Raw genomic sequence first — 18,280 nt, 5'->3', positions numbered from 1 at the left:
AAAGCACTAACAGTATTCGCAGCAACGTCCGCATTGATTGCTGCTATTCCTCTTCGTAGAACGATTCCAGCGCCGGCTTTAAGTGGGGATACTCGAAGGTGAAGCCCTGCCGAAGTACTTTTTCGGCGCTGACGCGTTGGCTGGCTAGCACAATCTCACTCATTTCGCCCATCATCAGGTTCAAAGCAAACTCTGGTACTTTGGGCAGCACCAACGGGCGGTGCAGTACACTAGCCAAGGTTTCCGTAAATTCCTTATTAGTGACGGGGTTCGGAGCCACTGCATTGTAAGTGCCCTGCCACTGCGGTTCCTCCAGCATCTGCATTAGCAGGCGACACAAGTCGTCTAGATGAATCCAAGACATAAACTGCCGGCCAGTGCCAAGCGGCGCCCCGGCCATCATCTTCACGGTGCGCGCCAGTGGCACCAGCGCACCACCTTCCGGGCTCAACACGATACCGATACGGGTGATAATAGTCCGGATGCCAAGGCGCTCCACGTCGTGCGCTGCCAACTCCCACTTCTGCGAAACGTCCACCAGAAAGTCGGAGGCCGAGGCGGGGATAGTTTCCTCGTTCACTACTCGGTCGCCGCTGTCGCCATAAATGCCAATGGCCGAAGCTGAGACGAACGCTCGTACGTGATGGCCGGCCTTGGCTAGCTCCCGCGCCAGCAGGGCCGTGCCACCCAACCGGCTCGTAAGAATGTCGCGCTTGCGCTCCTCCGTCCATTTGCCATCCGAAACACTAGACCCCGCTAGGTTGATGACGTAATCGGCGTAGGGTATAGCGGCCTCATCGATGGTGCCTGCTCGCAAGTCCCAACGGAAGCTGCGGTAGTGGCCGGTGCTCGCCTGCCGACTGAGCAGGGCTACCTCATAGCCCGCATCAATAAGCATCTCGGCAAGACGGGTGCCAATCATACCAGTACCACCACTGATGAGGACTTTACGAGACATGGCTAGAGAGCTTTAGTATAGGTGTGTAGTAGTAGGACAAAGAGCTGCTTTCAGGGCCTAGATTGAAAAACTACGGCAACATATAACTAAAACCAGAAAAACCTGCAATCTGTCTTAAAACTCATTTGCCAATCAAGCGCAAAAACTCGGCTCGTAGCGTAGCATCCTCTCCAAAAGCTCCCCCGTATTCTGCGGTAAGCGTGGAACTGCTGGTATCGTTTACGCCACGGCTCATCACACACAAATGGTCTGCCTCAATGAGCACGGCCACATTGTCGGTATGAAGAGCTTGCTTTAGTTCCTCGGCAATTTGCCGGGTAAGGCGCTCCTGCACCTGCGGACGGCGAGCGTAGTACTGCACTACGCGGTTGAGTTTACTTAACCCTACCACATGCTCGCCGGGCAAATAAGCTACGTGAGCCTTACCAATAATAGGAACAAAGTGGTGTTCGCAACACGAGAAAAGTGTGATATCTCGCTCCACCAACATCTGCCCGTATTGATAGCGATTATCGAAAAGCCGTACCTCGGGCCGGTATTCGGGCGAAAGGCCCCGGAACCATTCCTGCACATACATTTTAGCTACCCGGCGCGGCGTGCCAGCTAAACTATCGTCCGTTAGGTCGAGGCCGAGTAGCTGCATAATCTCACAAAAGTGCTCGGTGATACCAGCTATCTTTTCCTCTTCGCTCAGGGCAAAGGCATCAGGGCGGAGCGGAGTGCGTAAGTCGGCCGACAGGTGGGTGTCAACGGGCGGGGTGCCCCCATTCGGGGTAGGCACAGATTTATCCATGATATTCTACAAAGTTTCGCTCGGTCTCATACAAGGTAACCGAGAGGCTCAGCTGCGGGTCTAAATGCTCACGCAACCGATTCCAGATAACAACCGCAATATTTTCGGCGGTTGGGTTAAGCTGACGGAATTCTTCCGTATCCAGATTTAGGTTCCGATGGTCAAAGGTATCTAGAATCTCGCGCTTTATGAGGTCGCTCAACCGCTTCATGTCATACACGTAGCCGGTTTCCGGATTGGTCTCACCGGTCAGGCGTACGATTAGCTCGTAGTTGTGACCGTGATAATGGGGGTTGTTGCATTTGCCAAACACGCGTTGGTTCTGCTCATCGCTCCAGGCGGGATTATGCAGACGGTGGGCAGCATTAAAGTGTTCTTTACGGCAGACAGTTACAGGCATAGGAGTAGAGAAACCACGGGATAGCGGTTTTGTTTTTGGATTTGAGTGTCTTGATGAGGTAAGGTAATATGACTCATAAATAGTATTTTTGTCAGTTTAATAATATGTGATATAACCTATTCAATAAAAGATCATTTACTTGAAAAAAAACATTCCAGGTCGTAGCGAGATGTTTGCGGAGTAGTTAAATTTGATGAGTAGAAATATAAAAATCGGACTTAAACGAGACTAACGCATCACTAATCATCTCATTCACATGAAAAAAGGCGTACTCCTCTCCCTGTTGTTTTTTGTGCTGACGGCGACTGGCTACGCACAGAAATCACCCGTTGATGAAACGGATATGGCTATCAAAGGGATTCCCCGCAAAGGCCAGCGCGTAACCATTCAGTTGGATAGCAAGCGCGTAGACGAATCCTGGAAGAAGCAGCTTGACACGCAGTTCGGCAACAAAGTGAAAGCCGACAAAGGTGTTTATCAACTTGAAGGTGTCGTTATCGAAGACATTTCGAAAACGCCAGTTCGAGTAATTAGCAAGGTAGATGCCACCCCAACCGGCACATCGGTATGGTGGTCTATCGACTTAGGCAATGCTTATTTGAGCAAAGATGCCACTCCTGTGCAGTGGAAAGCCAGCGAAAAGTACCTGAAGGACTTCGCTCGGATGCTGTACCGCGAAGACCTTGCCGTACAGGTAGCTGAGGCAGAAAAGTCGCTGGTGTCGTCGCAGAACAACCACATGGCGGTGATTCAGAAGTCTGATGTCATCAAAAAAGACATTGAAAAGAACAAGTTGAAAAAGGTTGAAATTCAGCAGCAGTTGGCTCAGAACGCCGCCGAATTGCTACAGTATAACAACCAAGTAGACTTAAACCTTAAGGAGCAGGAAGCAGCCCGCGCCGACATTGTGAACATGCGCGTGGCCCTGGAGGCCGTTAAAGAGCGCATGAACAAGATTGAGTAGTTACAACCAGAAGGTTTATGCTAACACGTTAGCAAATTGTACTACTATTGCCGAGAGGGCCGCTTCCATGGAAGCGGCCCTCTTGTTTTACTGCTATACCTGAAATCGATAGTAAGTCAACAGCTCTTTTGTCATTATTCAAGTAAGACGCGACGTATGCTTGCCTAGGCAAGTGGTTTATCTATAAACGACACGCTCTTATTTTTTTGCTACCACCAGACAAAAGCAGTCAGTAATTTACTTCATAGCATCTCTCACCTGTTGCTCGGCTGACTTCTCGTCTTTCCAGCTCACAATTCGTATTTCGCCAGGACGTCCTTGGTGCAAGAACCACTGCCGGACAACTTCTTGAACACCAGGGTACCGGCTAACTAAGTCATGCCACGTAACTGCTTCAGGTAGAATTTGCTGGCTTGGTCGGGCCGGCACGGCTAGCACTATCGGCTTCAAGGTGCCATTATCATCGAGCGTGAGCAGGCCAATAGGCACTACTTCCAATACAGTGCCAGCCGGTTGAGCTTCTGTGAGCACTAGTGCCGGTAAAGGTCTGCCGGCTGCACCCAAACGAGTACCCGGTATGAATCCCTGATTGCCAGGGCACGGTAGGAACTCCACCACCAAGTCTAAGCCAGCCCTACGAACTGGCACAAAGCTATGGCTGGTTGGGTCGTAGCGGCGGGCGTGGTTGGTACCGGCAGGCATTTCTACCACCACCTGCAACAGCTTCCGCTCCGCCGAAAACGTGGGTAGCTCCTCGTATTGAGGGCTACAACTTGTAAATAGCCCACTTAGCAACACCGCTACGAGGCCAGCGGAACAGAGTATATCAGACACGTGAAGAAAGAACAGCTATTGAGCTAGTTGCTCATCGAGCAGTCGAAACGGGTTCAACTGGTCGAGGCGCAATACGAAGCGGATTTGATTGGTGAAGTCCTTACGGCTAGCGGGCAGGCCGTTGCTGTACTGAGAGCCAGCAACAGGGAAGTAGAAGCTCAACACGCGGTTGATTAACGGCAAACTTATTCCTGCATCATAATACAGCCGCTGTGGATTGCGGTCAGCTACCACTTGGCTCTTCTCTTTCGTAGCGCCGAAATCTGCAAAGACACCCAATGGAGTAACTGGCAGGTCGGCCTGTAAGTTGAGCGTAGTAAGCCACCGGTTGCTAGCGGCCGTTGCTTCAGATCGATTAAGAGCGGGTATGTAAGCTTTGAAGGCGCCATCCCGATCATCAAACTGATGTACTTGAGCCGTAAGGCTAGGGGAAATCTGCTGCCGGTCGAGGAACATGGTTTGGCGACGATAATCAAAGCTGCCACTCAAGCCCATGGCGAAAGGTGAACTATTGGCCTTTTGGAGAAAGCTGCCACCAAAAAGGCGCACCGAGAAAGTCTTCTTAGGCGAATAATAGCGTGTATGGCTGACCTCGGCCCGTGCCAAGGCGGCCGCCGTACCCCTGTTATCTTCTGAGAGGTCGGGAGTGAAGTAGTTAACTTCGGCGTGCGCGTTCCAGCGGCGAAGGGCGTTGCTGATGCGCAACCCATACTCCAACGACTGGATACTAGCCGTAACGCGGCTGTCTTGGCTGTAGATGGCCGTATTAGCCAGCTTCACGGTGTGCTGTGGTTTATCGAAGGCAGTGTGGGGCAACTGGAGCGTTAGGCTAGGCTCCACTTTGCGGTAGCGTTCGAAGCGTTGCAACAGCACGCCCAGCACTGCCCGACGTGTAACCTGAACTGGTAAAATATTCAGGTTTAGAACGCCAATTCCATTCAACTCTTTTCGGCTGAAGCTGTACATAGGCAAAGCCAGATAACTGAATTTTTTGACGTTCAGAGGGCTGTTGTAAAAAGCCGCGCCCAGCATAAACTTGTCCGACGTGTTAGCTCCGAGTACAGGCAACCAATTAATAGCCGCCCAATCCCAACGCTCCGGGCTTACCGCGGGTCGGAATTTAATCGGCTCTAAAGCGCGCAAAAAGCCAGTGGTTCGTAAGTGGTCGTCGCGGCGGTTGAGTTGGGGAGTGAGATACTCCGGATCGGCTACTACAGCGGCCACCCCTTCCTCCCGGAACTGTAGCACCGCACTGTCGTCTTCATCGGTGTTAGTGAAAGGAACTGTCCATTTCGTTTCCAACACCTTGCCTTGCGCATCCATGGTAGCCACCGGAAATGGAAATGGGGTAGGGGAATCGTTACGCACCAAGACCTTGCGCTGTCCTTTCTCGACTTTCGACCGGGCAATCACCGCGTTGTGACGATACGTGCCGTTGAGCATAGCCCCAAAAAACCAGCCTAGCTTCGAACCAGTGGTTTGCTCGAATACTGCCTGCATGTCTTCAGGATAAGGATGGCGGAACTGCCACTGCTCGTAGTAGGCGTGCATGGCCACATCAAATTTTTCCTGTCCCAAATAAGCCGCCAGGTATTTCAGTAAGGAGGCGGTTTTGCCGTACATAATCACCGCGTAATTGAACTTGCCATAATCGGCCGAAGTGATATTACTGATAGGCTGATCGAGGCCGCGGCTGGCCACCATTTGATAAGGAATCTGGCTTAATGCTGAAGCGGGGAGGCCGTCGGTGCCTAGCAGCCGGGCACCTGTACCTTTCGTAGGTAAGCCTGCCAGAATACCGCCACTTTCGCCGTGTAACTCGGCCACTCGATTCTCCACATAGGAATTTACGCCTTCGTCCATCCAGCCAAAGTCCCGCTCGTTGGTAGCCAGAATGCCATAAAACCAGTTGTGGCCCACTTCGTGCACGATGGCTTCTGGTTGCGTAACGGTCACCATGGGGTACTCCATGCCCGAGCCGGCACTCAAGGCGCCGTCTACGGCCGTGGCCGCGCTATAGGGATATTCGCCCACCCAGCGCGAGTAGTATACAACCGCCGAGTCGACGTCCTGCAGGCCTTTCTGCCACTTAGCAGCTTCTTTGTTGGTAAACATCACCCAAGTAGCTACCTGCCGACCGGAGGGCAGGGTCACGCCGCTTTTTAGCACGTTAAAGCGCTTATCGGCAAACCATGCAAAATCGTGCACCCGATCCTGCACGTAGCGTAGGGTTTTGGTTTCCGAAGCAGAAGCCGGAAACTTTAGGTCGTTGCCGAAGTCGGCAGTGGTTTTCTTGAGGGCTGTGGCGGTAGCTAATTGGTCGAGGCGGGCTTGTTCCTCTGGGTTTTGCAGCACGCCCGTAGCACCTACTGTATAGTTGGAGGGCAGCGTAATACGAACATCGAACGAGCCGAATTCCGAGTAAAATTCGCCTTGGTCGAGATAAGGAATGGGATGCCACCCTTTCCGGTCGTATACGGCAGGCTTGGGGTACCACTGCGTAATCTGATAGCTCTGGTCTACGTGGCCGAAACGTGAAAAGGAATTGGGAATTTTCACTTGAAACGGCGTGGTAATCGTGACGCTGGCTCCGGCTGCTAACCGCTGCGGCAAAATCAGCTTGGCCATATCCGGGCTCTCGGGGTCGTATTCCAGTTTGGCCGGTTGGCCATTCACCTGAAAATCGAGCTGGTCGATAAAGCCACGTTGCTGCGGTGTAGCAAAATGGAATTTGCGATTATCGTTGCGGAGCTGCTGCCGCGCAAAGGCTGTGTTATCGTCGCGGTAAGCGTTGGGCCATAGATGAAACCAGATGAAAGGCAGTGCCGAGGGAGAATTATTGGTATATACCAGCTCCTCACGTCCGGTGAGGACGTGCTGCTGATCATCCAGGACCACATCTATAGAGTAGTTGACCTGTTGCTGCCAGTAAGCGGCAGGAGCCACAGGTTTGGCTGTGGGCTGCGCCAAAACCCATAAGGGTAGCGCAGTTAGCCAGAAGCCGATTATAAGTTTTTTCATGCGGGGCAACAAGGAACGATACGACAGGGAAACGAAAGTAACGATCTGTTGCGTATGGCGGCGCTACAACCTTTGCTAGTTGCCCGTCGTTTGCACAGGCAGTTCTTTCCCATTCCGCTTCGGCGGCCCAATTACATCGCTATGTCCTTTCACAAACAGCCCAAAGACGACACCCAGCACCAAAACCACCTCGATGGCACCAGCAAGATTCTGAGCGGTGACCTATTCGAAGAAGCCAGTCGCGCCGGTCTCGACAACGCCCTCCAACGCTGGATTGAAGATGTTAAAGACGTCAGCAATCCGGAACTGCACCAGATAGTAGTTGACCTGCAGGCTCTGAAAGCGCACTTCGGGGGCGGCTCTATCGATTCTAAACTAGTAGGGCAGCTGCTTGGGCGTCTTGGCGAAAACACCATTAAATCGGCCATATTCTCTTCTAACCCGAATACTGCAGAGCGGATAACCAAGCTAGGCGAGACACTGTTGAAAGCAGCGAAGCAAGTGCAAAGCCCACAAACCTCAGCAGAAGAGGACTTGCAGCAAGACTCGTCGAACCGTTAAGGTTGGTATATAGTCAATAAAAAGCCGCCCCGCTCAATGAAGAGCGGGGCGGCTTTTTTAGTTGCTTATCGAAAGCTTAAGCAGTAGCCTTCTCCGCTACGTTCAAGCGCTTCTCCTTGATACGAGCAGCTTTGCCCGACAGACCACGCAGATAAAACAGACGAGCCCGACGTACTTTACCACGACGGATAACCTCGATCTTGTCGATGTTAGGCGACAGGAGAGGAAAGATACGCTCGGTACCGATCTGGTTGGAAATCTTGCGAACAGTGAAGGTCTCCCCGTTGGAGTTAGGATTCTTGCGCTGAAGAACAACACCTTGGAACTGCTGAATACGCTCCTTGTTGCCCTCGCGAATCTTTACGTGGACGTTGATGGTGTCGCCGGCAGCAAAACTAGGGAAGCTGGCGCGGCGCTCCTGGGATTCCTGCTGAATAAAATCGAGTAGTACGCTCATGGCTAAAAAACTGAGAAAAGGACGGCCGCGCCGTCTTAGGTTTCTGTTAAAGAGGCGCAAATATAGCGCTCTTGTTTGATGATTGCAACTTTCTGTAGAGAGTAACTGCGTTGAGTGACGGAGCAGCGAAGTAACTAAGTGTACCAACGGATCACTTAATCATTCTGCTACTGAGTTACTCCTCAGAGAAAGTTGCTTCTGATAAGAGGTCTGGACGGCGTTGTCTGGTTCTTTCCAGCGCCTGATCGTGCCGCCAGATGTCAATTTGAGGCGTGTTACCTGAAAGCAAAATTTCGGGCACTTCCTGCCCACGCCACTCGGCCGGCCGGGTGTATACCGGCGGCGCTAGTAGGTTGTCTTGAAAAGAATCACTCAGCGCCGATTCCTCGTTGCCAAGCACCCCTGGCAGTAGGCGCACTACCGCGTCTACGAGTACTGCGGCGCCTAATTCGCCTCCGCTCAGCACATAGTCGCCTATGCTGATTTCGTGCGTGATGTAGGCTTGCCGAATTCGTTCGTCTACGCCCTTGTAGTGGCCGCAAAGAACCAACAAGTTGTCTGCTAGCGAGAGGCGGTTAACTAGCGGCTGACGCATGGTTTCCCCGTCGGGAGTCATGTAAATAACCGCATCGTAGTTGCGTTGAGCTAGGAGTTCGTCGAAACAAGCAGCTATGGGCTCCACGCGTAACACCATCCCGGCCCCGCCGCCAAACACGTAGTCGTCAATCTGGCCGTGCTTGTTGATGGCATAGCGGCGTAGGTCGTGCAGATGAATTTCGGCCAAGCCTTTGTCTTGCGCGCGCTTCACGATAGAGTGCGCGAAAGGGCTGACCAGCAAATCCGGCTGGCACGTCACGATGTCAATACGCATAGAGGCTCGGTGCAATGGCTACGGTTCGTCGAACTCATCGGGCTCGTCCTGCTCACGCGAGGGGGGCGTGAGATACACGTCGAGCAAGCCTTCAGGGAGCTTTACGTATAGTTTCTTGCCTTCCTGGTCGGCGCGCGAAATCAACTCGTCTACCACCGGAACCAACACTTCCTGGCCTTTGTAGCGCATGGCCAGCAAATCCTGCTGCGGCAACTCGTAGAAAGTTTCCACGATACCTAGCTCGCCTAACTGCTCGTCTAGCACCGTGTAGCCGATAACATCGTGGAAGTAGAACTGATCTTCCTCTAGCTCCGGCAATTCCTGAAGGGGGCGGTAGAGCTTGGCGTTGCGCAGAGGCTCTGCTTCCTCGATCCGGTTAATGCCTTTCAGCTTGAGTAGCACCCGGTTTTCGACCTGCGGCTGAAGCTTTTCCACCTCGTATTCAGTCAACTTACCAGGAGCGGTAGGCATTTCCAGCAACACCGATTTCACCTTGCGGTAAGCCTCAAGGTCATCTACATCCAGAAAGGCTATTACAAACCCTTTTAGGCCGTGGGGCTTGCCAATGGAGCCAAGCAGGTAACAGTCGTCAACGGTCATAAGACGGAAGTTTCGGTAAATGAGGAGAGGTGATTAGGAGCGAGCAATCAGAAGCCGGCGCTTTCCAATCACTCAATTCCTAATCACCTCTCTCGTAGTTGCCTGCAGAAGCTTAGGCGCCAGCTTCCTCAGTGGTAGTAGCGGAAGCTTCGGCGTCGGTGGTTTCACCTTCGGCAGCAGGAGCTTCTACTGGAGCCGGCGTGTTTTTCTTGCGCAGCGCTTCAGCACGAGCTTCTTTCACCTTGGTTTCAGCAGCCAGACGGGCTGTACGAGCATCATCCTTCGCAGTGCCAAGTGAAGTACGCTTGCTTTCGATCTTAGTGTCTTTCTGCTCTTTCCAGTCGGTGTAGCGCTGGTCGGCAGTTTCCTGCGAAATAGCCCCTTTGATAACACCTAGCTGCAAGTGCTTGCGGTAGAGCACCCCACGGTAAGAGAGCATAGCCCGAACCGTGTCGGTAGGCTGTGCGCCCTTCATAATCCAATCGAAAGCCTTGTCGCCATCGAAGTTGATGGAAGCAGGGTTCGTGTTAGGATCGTAGGTGCCAAGTTTCTCGATAAAGCGGCCGTCACGCGGGGAGCGAGAATCAGCAACAACGATGTCGAATTGAGCGGCTTTTTTACGGCCACGACGGGCGAGGCGGATTTTAACTGCCATAAACCAGGTTGGTTAAGCGACGCAACTCGTGCGTCTGATTGAAAAATGAGGTGCAAAGGTAAGCACAGTTTTCACAGCGTAAAAGGAACACTGTGAATTAACTATTTTGACACCGTCTCGGGTCCTGCAAACCGGTAATATTCTCTGCACGCTTACTAAAAAGCAAAAGCCTTCCGTACTGTAGTGCGGAAGGCTTTTATTGATAATATCTTGAACTGAATAGCTAATCTTAAGCCGCTACACGCATCTTTTGGGCTTTCTGCTTGCGCTTGATTTTGATGATGCCTGCCTTGTCCATAGTCCAGATGAACACGTAGGTAGGGTCAAATTCCCACCACTTCACGCCGAAGTTTACACGCATGGGCAACTTGTGGTGGTTGTTCTGGAATAGCTCACCGAAGGCCAAGAAGTCGAGAGCCAGCGTATTTCTTGATTTGTCGTGGTTATCGAAGTTCTGATAGCCGTACTTGTGGCCGCCCCAGTTTACGATAGCACCATGCAAGGGCCCCATCAAAAAGTGCATCGGCAGCAATAGGTACTGCCACCAAGCCGTAGCGAAGTTGATGTAGAAGAGCACATATAGCGTGCCCCATCCCAAGCGGGAATACACAGTGCCCCCAAACCAGTCCAGCCACTTCCACTCCGGGGTATCGCCTTCGAAGCGCTTGGCTGCGTCGTGGGTATTGTCTACTACTTCCTTATAGATGATTTTGGTTTTCCACATCATCGCAAAGGCGTTGGACGAGAAGTGCGGGGAGTGTGGGTCCATTTCCGTGTCGGAATAGGCGTGGTGCATACGGTGCAACAGCGCATACGCCCGCGGCGATAGGAACGAAGAGCCCTGACAGATGTAGGTGAACAGGAAGAAGAATTTCTCCCAGAACTTGTTCATAGTGAACATCTTGTGCGCTGCATACCGGTGCAAATAAAATGTCTGCGTGAACAGCGACAAGTAATAGTGGGCAACGAAGAAAACGAGAATTGCCATGGTAGAAATAGGTGAAAATCGAAGTCGGGGGCAGGTGCTTCAGGTGGCAAAGCTCAAACGAATGGCTTTAGTTCAGAAACAGTTCTGCAAAAATACGGCCGCCACCTAATATAGTGCAATTATCGGGGTCGAAAGGCCAAAATGTTGTTATCGTCTCGCATCGAGTTAACCCGTGAATCACGTTGGGCTATACGGTTTTCGGGCGTTGCGCGGATTGAAATCGCACAAATGGCCATGACGGCTAAGTGCCGAAAAGACGTAAACTGTTGGGCTATATCCTTGTGCCTTGCCTAGTAGTAAGCTACCGCGGCCTCCCAATGGGGCATATCAGGCAGAGGAGCTACAAAGGTCATGTCCTCCTTTGTAACGGGGTGTTGCAACTCCAACTGCCGGGCGTGTAGCGCAATGCTTACGTCGGGCAACGGCGCCAGAAAGCCATATTTCACGTCGCCCACAATGGGCGTGCCGAGCCCGGTGGAGAGTTGCACCCGAATCTGGTGCGGACGGCCAGTGATTGGGTTTACCTGCACCAAATAGCGGTTACCTGCCTGCCCTAGCACCGTATAGTCAAGGTCGGATTTCATCCCCTGCCCGTGGCGCTCGGTATAGGCTTTTGTGGTGTTGCGGATAGGGTCCTTCACCAGCCAATGCGTAAGGTGGCCGCTGGTAGGGTTGGGACACTTGCCAGTGAGGGCCCAATACGTTTTGCGAATCTTATCGTCCCGAAACATCTCGTTGAGCCTGCTGAGCGCCTTGCTGGTTTTGGCTAGTATCACGATGCCGCTCACGGGCCGGTCGATGCGGTGCGCCACTCCGATAAAGGCTGCGCCGGGCTTCTTGTACTTGAAGCGCAAGTACTCTTCGGCTTTAGCAGAAAGTGGTTCGTCGCCAGTAGCGTCGCCCTGTACGAGCAGACCGGCTGGCTTATTGATAACGAGGAGATGATTGTCTTCGAACAGAATTTCTTTCCGTTCCGACCACAGATTCGGACGATTCACTTGATAAAAATTAATAATCAATAATTAGTAATTAGAAATTGAATCGGGCTGTTTACCATTGAAAGTAGCTCCGCACAACCCTAATTATTAACTATTAGTTACTCATTAAAATTAATACGCTTCTTCGGCATTAGGAAAGTCGCGGCTCTTCACATCCTCGATGTAGCGTTGCACGGCATGGTGCATTACTTCGCCCATGTCGGCATAGCGACGTAGGAAACGAGGCTTGAATTCTTTGGTGATACCTAGCATGTCGTGCACTACCAAGACTTGCCCATCCACATCGGGACCTGCTCCGATGCCAATAACGGGAATCGTAAGCTTCTCGGCTACTTGCTTAGCCAAGGTAGACGGGATTTTTTCGAGCACTACGGCAAAACAGCCCAGTTCTTCCAGCAAGATAGCGTCTTCGAGAAGCTTTTGAGCCTCGGCATCTTCCTTGGCCCGCACGGTATAGGTGCCGAACTTATAAATACTTTGGGGGGTGAGGCCAAGGTGGCCCATCACTGGAATGCCCGCCGTGAGAATACGAGTAATAGAATCTTTGATTTCGGCGCCGCCTTCCACCTTGATACCATGCCCACCCGACTCCTTCATGATGCGGATAGCAGAACGCAACGCTTCCGAGGAGTTGCCCTGGTAGGACCCAAAAGGCATGTCTACAACCACAAAAGCCCGCTTCACCGCCCGCACCACCGATGAAGCATGGTAGATCATCTGGTCGAGCGTGATGGGCAAGGTCGTTTCGTGGCCGGCCATAACGTTGGAAGCCGAGTCGCCCACTAGCAGCACGTCGATACCCGCGCCGTCCAGGATAGTCGCCATCGAAAAGTCGTAGGCTGTGAGCATGGAAATTTTCTCGCCCCGCCGTTTCATGGCCAGCAGCTGGTGCGTGGTCACGAGTTTGACTTCTTTATGCTGCGACATTAGAGGTTGGTTATAGAGGTAGCTGATGCGGTGACTGAAATTCCAGGCAAAAGTGTCGAAATTCTAGCATTTACCCGGCCCCAAGCTAATAATTGGCTTCCAGCAGTAGACTCTTGTTTACATGGGCTGCTATCAGCCGCTATTACTACCGGTTTTGGAGAGTGCGGTTGCGGTTGAGCTTCAAATCTTGCAGCAACGACGATTTAGCCGCAATCGTTACGAAATAGCCTTGAGCATACCCTTTGAATGGCCGCCAGGTACCCGTAATCTGCCAGCAGTGTAAGTCGCGGAAAATATCGAGCGAAGTGAAGGCGGAGGTGCCGTTGATAAAGTCGTAGTTGGTGGTGTAACCTACCCGCGTATTTTCGGTAAGCTTTACCGAGCCGCTCAAGTTCAGCGAAGCAGAGGTCAACGAGCGGGGCCGGATGTAGGTGCCCCGGCTAGGGCGCGGACCCGGATCGGTGTAATTGGCCGTAAAACCGGAGTTCAACTCCCAGGGTAGCTCGAAATCCACATAATCCTCGTACGGATTGACCGGAATAGGGCTGCCGAGCGCCGGGTCATTGGCCGGGGCTACGTCGCGGCTGATGTTGGACTTGCGGCCCGGTTTCTGGCTCGGATTGAACTGGTATTGCAAGGACAAGCCCGCATTCTCGAGACGAGCTAACCGACGGCGATTCTGGTTGAAAAGATACTCGTTGATAACCCGGTTCGCTGAATCGCGCTGATACGCATTAAAGCTGGCGTTCATCGTGATAGTAAGCTTGCGGGCTATCTGCGTCCGGAACTGCGTGCTAATAGGCGAAAGTTTGGGCGTGAGGCGGTCAGCCAGGAAGTTGTAACTGAAGCCTAGGTCCAACCCGTCGATTAAACTAACTTTTTTAAATGGGGTAGTGCCCGTCGTGTCATTGTTGTCGCGTACTTTCATCTCCAGCGCATTCTGAAGCGAAAAGCCTAGGCCAGCGGCATCTCTGGTACGAGCAATGGATGGCGCGCCGCGGAAGCCTTGAAACTGGGAGTAATACCGCTGGTCGATGAAGCCGCCTCTTCCATCGGGTACTATTTGGCCATCATTTAACCGGCTGAGGGCAAGGGCACTACTTCTAGTCCCAAAATAAGGTAAGCCAGCTATTTGCTGTGCATAGCCATTAGCGTTTTTTCCGGGCACATAGTTGAGGCTAATATTTGGCGTGATTTTGTGGCGGATAGCTTCAACCTTTTTGCCCTTAACTTGGAAAAGGCCATAAATTGTTGTGCCTAGGTTCGCACTAAACCCGCTTGAAAGGTCGCCTACCCGCGTGAGCCCGCGCACTGTATCAATCCGAACTGCCTGCGCTACGTCGTCATATTCGTAGTTGAGTTTCTTTAGGTACCAGGATTCATTGTAGCTGATAGTAGGAGCAAGGTTAATAACCTTTAGGAGGTTATAGCTACCCAAGGAAATCTGAAACTGGTGTTCGATGCTGGTTTGCGAGTTGCGCAGCAACTGGTCGACGTTAGAGAGTTCAATGGGAAAAACACTGGCGGTAGTACTGCCACCAATCAACGGAATATCACCGAGGGAGCGAGCCGCTCGTGCGTTCGAAAAGCTATTCTGGGCTCTGAGGTTATAAGAGAAAGCAAATTGCTCGTAAAACCGGTTTCTGCCCGAAGGCGCCAAACCCAGCCACTGGTAGGGATACTGCCGAGCCACCCCCACGGTGACGTCAGGCAGGTTGAAATCCATGATGCCAGTCTGCGTGTTCTGGCTCTGGCTGAGGTTAAGCGTGTAGTTAATCGGGGCATTGCGCAGTTGCTTACTGTAGCTAATCGTCGAGTTGAATGCTGGCGTAAGGAAGCGTTGCGGATCAAAAGAGTTTTGCTGGTTGTACTCGGAACTGCCGGCCCGGACGCTGGCCGAGAAACGGCCCCCACCCGGGCGAGGCGTGGGCGAATGGCTCCAGTTCAACCAGAATGTCTGGGGCTTGGTTGTCGGGCGAATGGCTATGTCGGTACTAGCTCCGGTTTGGGTTAGGCCCAAGTTAGCCGGGCGCGCAGAATATTCGAAGCTAAGCAAGCCACTGTAGCGGTAGCGCTTGATGTACTGCATTTCGGCCATGCCGCGCCAGCCACCAAACTGCTCCCCAGCACCGGAATACACGTCGCCGGTAAGACGCAGGCCGATATTGTCGCTGGCGGCCCAGTAGTAGCCGCCGTTGCGCAGGAAAAAGCCCCGGTCACCAGAATTGCCGAAAGTAGGAATGATGAGGCCCGAAGCCCGGCTTTTGCTCGGGGAGGGAAAATAGCCAAACGGCAAACCCAAAGGCAGCGGAATGTCGCCGATGACAAGGTTGAACGGGCCGGTTATCACTTTCTCGCCCGGAATCATCTTCATCTTAGTGGCATTGATGTAGAAGTGCGGATGCTCCAGGTTGCAAGTGGTATAGCGGCCATTGCGGCCGTAGATTTCGTTGTATTGGTTTTTCTTGATGACATCGGCGTGCACGTAGCCTTCGCCCTGCTGCGTTACGGCTTCCGCAATCTTGCCCTTCTTGGTTTTGAAGTTATAGTTGATGCGTCCGGCCTGGTAGTTTTCCGCTCCGTTCTTGAAAATTGGCCTGTCCTGCACCTTGCCCGTAGAGTCGGGGGCACCTTCGGCATTAATCAAGTTCTTGCTGTAGTCAACCGTGATGACGGCCGCTTTCAACGATACTTCGCCGTAGTCCACGTTGGCCTTGTCGTAGAGCGTGGCTTTTTTCTCTTGCACGTTGAAGCGGATAGAGTCTTTAGCGGCGTACTTCACGGTGGTTTCCACGCTGCCCTTGCGGCGGGAGCCAGTCGAAAGTTGCAGCGAATCGGAGCCTGCGCGGCGTACCAGGCCGGCCGTGTCAGTGGCGGTGCCAGTACCTGGCCGACGCGTGGTTCGAATAGTATCGGGGCGCAGGATGGGGGGCGGAGTACGCACGTCGGAACGCACATCGGCGCCGGGGCGTCGAGTGGGCGTTTGCGCCAGGGCTGGAAAGGCTAGGAATCCTAGAATACACCCTAGCACCAGAGGCCGGATAATCCGGCATAGCGTCCTGATAAATAAAATAATACTTGCGTCGGACAAAGGCTCGAGTACGGCCACGTGATTTTATTCGTTTATTTTGTGGCGGTTTGCAAAGGTAGCGGGTCGCTGCTCTTCACTAACGAAAACTGTGCGGAATATTGTCGCGTTGTGCCTGATAGGCATGTTGTGTTTTTCCGGCTCACCGGCCGCAGTAGCCCCGGAGGCTCCGGCACCCCGGCCGGTCTTCTCCGCTATGCCCGCCGGGTACCGGGTGCGGACGGTAGTTCTCGATGCGGGCCACGGCGGTAAAGACCGTGGCTGTGCGGGCGTAAGTGCTCGTGAAGCCGATGTGGCGCTGAAAATTATCTTGGAACTCGGGCGCCTGATTCAGGATAGTATGCCCGGCGTGAAGGTGGTGTATACCCGCAAAACCAACGTGTTTGTGGAATTAGCCGACCGGGCGGGCATCGCCAATAAAAACAACGCCGACCTATTTATCTCTGTGCATTGCAACGCTGCCGCGCCATCTGCCTACGGTACGGAGGTCTGGACGATGGGGCCGCATAAAACCGATGCTAATCTTTCGGTGGCAAAGCGCGAAAACGCTGTTATTCTGCAAGAAGATAATTACAAGGAGCGCTATAACGGTTTCGATCCTACTTCTCCTCAGAGCCATATTTTATTTTCTCTCTACCAAAGTGCCCACATCGTAAACAGCATCCGGTTTGCTCAGAAAGTAGATCGGCAATTTCGGACCACGATTAAGCGGCCTTCCCGCGGTGTGAAGCAAGCAGGCTTTTTGGTGCTTTGGAAGTCGACGATGCCCTCCGTACTCATCGAAGCAGGCTTTCTTACCAACCGAACCGAAGAGAAGTATCTGAACGATAAAGCCGGCCAAGCGTATATGGCCTCGGGTATCTACCGGGCCTTCCGCGACTACAAAAACGAACTGGAGGTGATGAATGGGGAATAGCCCTTTTTACGCCTGTCGTGGCCAGTTCTCTCTTCTGCATATCACTAACGATAGACCACCGTGGCGAAAGAAATTAAAGTAGCCCTCCTGGGTATTGTAGCCCTGGCGGCCTTGTTTATAGGATTTAACTTCCTAAAAGGATCGAACCTGCTCTCTTCCGACCGCACCTACTATGCCACCTATGACAACGTGGACGGCTTAACTGTGGGCAACCCGGTTATGCTCAACGGTATCAAGGTGGGCCAGGTGAAAGAAATGCGGCTGATGCCGGAGCAAGCCAACCGGATTAAAGTTTCGGTAGAGTTGCAGAAAGGTGTTACAGTTGGCGATTCCACCGTGGCTAGTCTGAGCGGTTCCTTGTTGGGTTCCAAGACCATTACTCTGTTCCTGGGGAAAAACTCCAAGGTCTATGATGGGGGCGAGGAACTGAAATCCTACACGGTGGCCAGCATCACCGACGCGTTCCAGGCCAAGGCCCTGCCGGTGCTCGGTACCGTCGACTCGACGCTGACCAAGGTGAACAGCTTCCTCAACAAGGATGCGCGTGTCAGCCTGCAGGCCACCCTGCTCAATGCACAGGGTAGTACCGAAGCGTTGCGCAACTTGCTGGTAATGAATCAGCGAAACATCAATCAGATTACCACCAACATGGCTAGGCTCACCAACGACTTGGCTGTAACCACCAAGAAGTTCGACCGTATTGCATCCAACTTCAGCCAACTCAGCGATTCGCTGAAGGGTGCTCCTGTAGGACCGGCCATGCGCAAGCTGAATGCTACTATGACCGAGGCGCAAGGCACGATGACAACCCTGAACCGGTCGTTGAACGACCAGAAAGGCTCGTTGGGCAAGCTCATGAACGATGATTCGCTCTACAACAACCTCAACGCCACGGCCGCCAGCACCAACTCCTTGCTCACCGATTTCCAATCCAACCCCAAGCGCTACGTGCACTTCTCGGTATTTGGCGGCGGCAAGGATAAAGTGAAGAAGGAAGTTACCAAGAAGCCCAATGGCGAGGTAGAAGTGGAAACCAAAAAAGTAACCACTACGCCTGCGCTACAGCCTACCGAGTAAGCGGTAACAAGCACTGCTGCCCCGTCAACAGCGCAGAACCAATGACATTATCTACCTTTGAAATCCGCCTCAACAGGCGGATTTCTTGCTTTCCACCCTTTATGGTGAAGTTGTGAAATGGTGAGTTTGACGTTCTGCTTGCGCCTTCGACGAGAACATCAAACTCACCATT

General features: G+C 52.7%; 18 protein-coding genes. 4 read left to right on the top strand and 14 right to left on the bottom strand.

Going from position 1 to position 18,280, the window contains the following annotated elements; genetic code table 11:
- Positions 1-43: 43 nt before the first annotated feature.
- The 3 genes from VF639_RS08740 to VF639_RS08730 form a co-directional block, all read right to left on the bottom strand.
- Positions 44-958, bottom strand: coding sequence for a TIGR01777 family oxidoreductase (locus tag VF639_RS08740; protein WP_331145514.1), 915 nt, complete (start codon positions 956-958; stop codon positions 44-46).
- Between the two features lie 121 nt (positions 959-1,079).
- Positions 1,080-1,751 carry a GTP cyclohydrolase I FolE gene (folE, locus tag VF639_RS08735; protein ID WP_331145513.1) on the bottom strand — a complete coding sequence of 224 codons (672 nt, stop codon included), beginning with the start codon at positions 1,749-1,751 and terminating at the stop codon, positions 1,080-1,082.
- On the bottom strand, positions 1,744-2,151 hold the full coding sequence (locus tag VF639_RS08730; RefSeq protein WP_331145512.1) for a 6-pyruvoyl trahydropterin synthase family protein: 408 nt from the start codon (positions 2,149-2,151) through the stop codon (positions 1,744-1,746). Before VF639_RS08730 ends, folE begins: the two co-directional genes overlap by 8 nt.
- Positions 2,152-2,407: 256 nt before the next feature.
- Here VF639_RS08730 and VF639_RS08725 point away from each other — a divergent pair, with 256 nt between their 5' ends.
- On the top strand, positions 2,408-3,115 hold the full coding sequence (locus tag VF639_RS08725; RefSeq protein WP_331145511.1) for a DNA repair ATPase: 708 nt from the start codon (positions 2,408-2,410) through the stop codon (positions 3,113-3,115).
- Between the two features lie 237 nt (positions 3,116-3,352).
- Here the strand turns inward: VF639_RS08725 and VF639_RS08720 are convergent, their stop codons facing one another.
- Positions 3,353-3,949 carry an inorganic diphosphatase gene (locus VF639_RS08720; protein WP_331145510.1) on the bottom strand — a complete coding sequence of 199 codons (597 nt, stop codon included), beginning with the start codon at positions 3,947-3,949 and terminating at the stop codon, positions 3,353-3,355.
- A 15-nt stretch (positions 3,950-3,964) separates the two neighbouring features.
- On the bottom strand, positions 3,965-6,970 hold the full coding sequence (locus VF639_RS08715; protein WP_331145509.1) for a M1 family metallopeptidase: 3,006 nt from the start codon (positions 6,968-6,970) through the stop codon (positions 3,965-3,967).
- Between the two features lie 141 nt (positions 6,971-7,111).
- On the opposite strand from VF639_RS08715, the gene VF639_RS08710 reads away from it, so the two are divergent.
- A complete protein-coding gene (locus tag VF639_RS08710; RefSeq protein WP_331145508.1) occupies positions 7,112-7,531 on the top strand; it encodes a hypothetical protein in 420 nt (139 codons plus the stop codon).
- 76 nt (positions 7,532-7,607) lie between these two features.
- Here VF639_RS08710 and rplS read toward each other — a convergent pair whose 3' ends face one another.
- The 8 genes from rplS to VF639_RS08670 all read right to left on the bottom strand — a co-directional run bounded on the left by rplS (position 7,608) and on the right by VF639_RS08670 (position 16,118).
- Positions 7,608-7,988, bottom strand: a complete 381-nt coding sequence (gene rplS, locus VF639_RS08705; RefSeq protein ID WP_331145507.1) for a 50S ribosomal protein L19 — start codon at positions 7,986-7,988, stop codon at positions 7,608-7,610.
- Between the two features lie 175 nt (positions 7,989-8,163).
- Positions 8,164-8,859 carry a tRNA (guanosine(37)-N1)-methyltransferase TrmD gene (gene trmD, locus VF639_RS08700; protein WP_331145506.1) on the bottom strand — a complete coding sequence of 232 codons (696 nt, stop codon included), beginning with the start codon at positions 8,857-8,859 and terminating at the stop codon, positions 8,164-8,166.
- An 18-nt stretch (positions 8,860-8,877) separates the two neighbouring features.
- Positions 8,878-9,459 carry a ribosome maturation factor RimM gene (gene rimM, locus VF639_RS08695; RefSeq protein ID WP_331145505.1) on the bottom strand — a complete coding sequence of 194 codons (582 nt, stop codon included), beginning with the start codon at positions 9,457-9,459 and terminating at the stop codon, positions 8,878-8,880.
- A 112-nt stretch (positions 9,460-9,571) separates the two neighbouring features.
- Positions 9,572-10,114, bottom strand: a complete 543-nt coding sequence (locus VF639_RS08690) for a 30S ribosomal protein S16 (protein ID WP_331145504.1) — start codon at positions 10,112-10,114, stop codon at positions 9,572-9,574.
- A gap of 229 nt (positions 10,115-10,343) precedes the next feature.
- On the bottom strand, positions 10,344-11,102 hold the full coding sequence (locus VF639_RS08685; RefSeq protein WP_331145503.1) for an acyl-CoA desaturase: 759 nt from the start codon (positions 11,100-11,102) through the stop codon (positions 10,344-10,346).
- A 290-nt stretch (positions 11,103-11,392) separates the two neighbouring features.
- On the bottom strand, positions 11,393-12,100 hold the full coding sequence (locus VF639_RS08680; RefSeq protein WP_331145502.1) for an RluA family pseudouridine synthase: 708 nt from the start codon (positions 12,098-12,100) through the stop codon (positions 11,393-11,395).
- A gap of 111 nt (positions 12,101-12,211) precedes the next feature.
- Positions 12,212-13,027 carry a 3-methyl-2-oxobutanoate hydroxymethyltransferase gene (gene panB / locus VF639_RS08675; RefSeq protein WP_331145501.1) on the bottom strand — a complete coding sequence of 272 codons (816 nt, stop codon included), beginning with the start codon at positions 13,025-13,027 and terminating at the stop codon, positions 12,212-12,214.
- 145 nt (positions 13,028-13,172) lie between these two features.
- A complete protein-coding gene (locus VF639_RS08670) occupies positions 13,173-16,118 on the bottom strand; it encodes a putative LPS assembly protein LptD (protein ID WP_331145500.1) in 2,946 nt (981 codons plus the stop codon).
- A gap of 193 nt (positions 16,119-16,311) precedes the next feature.
- Between VF639_RS08670 and VF639_RS08665 the strand changes: the two genes are divergently transcribed.
- The gene (locus VF639_RS08665; RefSeq protein WP_331145525.1) at positions 16,312-17,031 is read left to right on the top strand and encodes an N-acetylmuramoyl-L-alanine amidase family protein; all 720 of its coding nucleotides are present in this window, start codon (positions 16,312-16,314) and stop codon (positions 17,029-17,031) included.
- 60 nt (positions 17,032-17,091) lie between these two features.
- The gene (locus VF639_RS08660; protein ID WP_331145499.1) at positions 17,092-18,108 is read left to right on the top strand and encodes an MlaD family protein; all 1,017 of its coding nucleotides are present in this window, start codon (positions 17,092-17,094) and stop codon (positions 18,106-18,108) included.
- On the opposite strand, the gene VF639_RS08655 is transcribed toward VF639_RS08660, so the two are convergent.
- The coding region (locus tag VF639_RS08655; RefSeq protein ID WP_331145498.1) for a hypothetical protein at positions 18,098-18,280 on the bottom strand (183 nt) is incomplete at its 5' end. The two genes, VF639_RS08660 and VF639_RS08655, sit on opposite strands and share 11 nt — an antisense overlap.

The sequence above is a fragment of the Hymenobacter sp. genome (assembly GCF_036387835.1).
GTDB lineage: Bacteria > Bacteroidota > Bacteroidia > Cytophagales > Hymenobacteraceae > Hymenobacter.
The sequence above is the reverse complement of the archived record's forward strand: the minus strand, read 5'-3'. Positions and strand labels throughout refer to the sequence as shown.

Bases quoted from the DNA above. Each gene is read 5' to 3' on its own strand.
- panB (WP_331145501.1), bottom strand. From the start codon at position 13,027: ATGTCGCAGCATAAAGAAGTCAAACTCGTGACCACGCACCAGCTGCTG.
- VF639_RS08665 (WP_331145525.1), top strand. From the start codon at position 16,312: ATGCCCGCCGGGTACCGGGTGCGGACGGTAGTTCTCGATGCGGGCCAC.
- VF639_RS08710 (WP_331145508.1), top strand. From the start codon at position 7,112: ATGTCCTTTCACAAACAGCCCAAAGACGACACCCAGCACCAAAACCAC.
- VF639_RS08715 (WP_331145509.1), bottom strand. From the start codon at position 6,970: ATGAAAAAACTTATAATCGGCTTCTGGCTAACTGCGCTACCCTTATGG.
- folE (WP_331145513.1), bottom strand. From the start codon at position 1,751: ATGGATAAATCTGTGCCTACCCCGAATGGGGGCACCCCGCCCGTTGAC.
- trmD (WP_331145506.1), bottom strand. From the start codon at position 8,859: ATGCGTATTGACATCGTGACGTGCCAGCCGGATTTGCTGGTCAGCCCT.
- rplS (WP_331145507.1), bottom strand. From the start codon at position 7,988: ATGAGCGTACTACTCGATTTTATTCAGCAGGAATCCCAGGAGCGCCGC.
- VF639_RS08690 (WP_331145504.1), bottom strand. From the start codon at position 10,114: ATGGCAGTTAAAATCCGCCTCGCCCGTCGTGGCCGTAAAAAAGCCGCT.
- VF639_RS08725 (WP_331145511.1), top strand. From the start codon at position 2,408: ATGAAAAAAGGCGTACTCCTCTCCCTGTTGTTTTTTGTGCTGACGGCG.
- VF639_RS08740 (WP_331145514.1), bottom strand. From the start codon at position 958: ATGTCTCGTAAAGTCCTCATCAGTGGTGGTACTGGTATGATTGGCACC.
- rimM (WP_331145505.1), bottom strand. From the start codon at position 9,459: ATGACCGTTGACGACTGTTACCTGCTTGGCTCCATTGGCAAGCCCCAC.
- VF639_RS08685 (WP_331145503.1), bottom strand. From the start codon at position 11,102: ATGGCAATTCTCGTTTTCTTCGTTGCCCACTATTACTTGTCGCTGTTC.
- VF639_RS08730 (WP_331145512.1), bottom strand. From the start codon at position 2,151: ATGCCTGTAACTGTCTGCCGTAAAGAACACTTTAATGCTGCCCACCGT.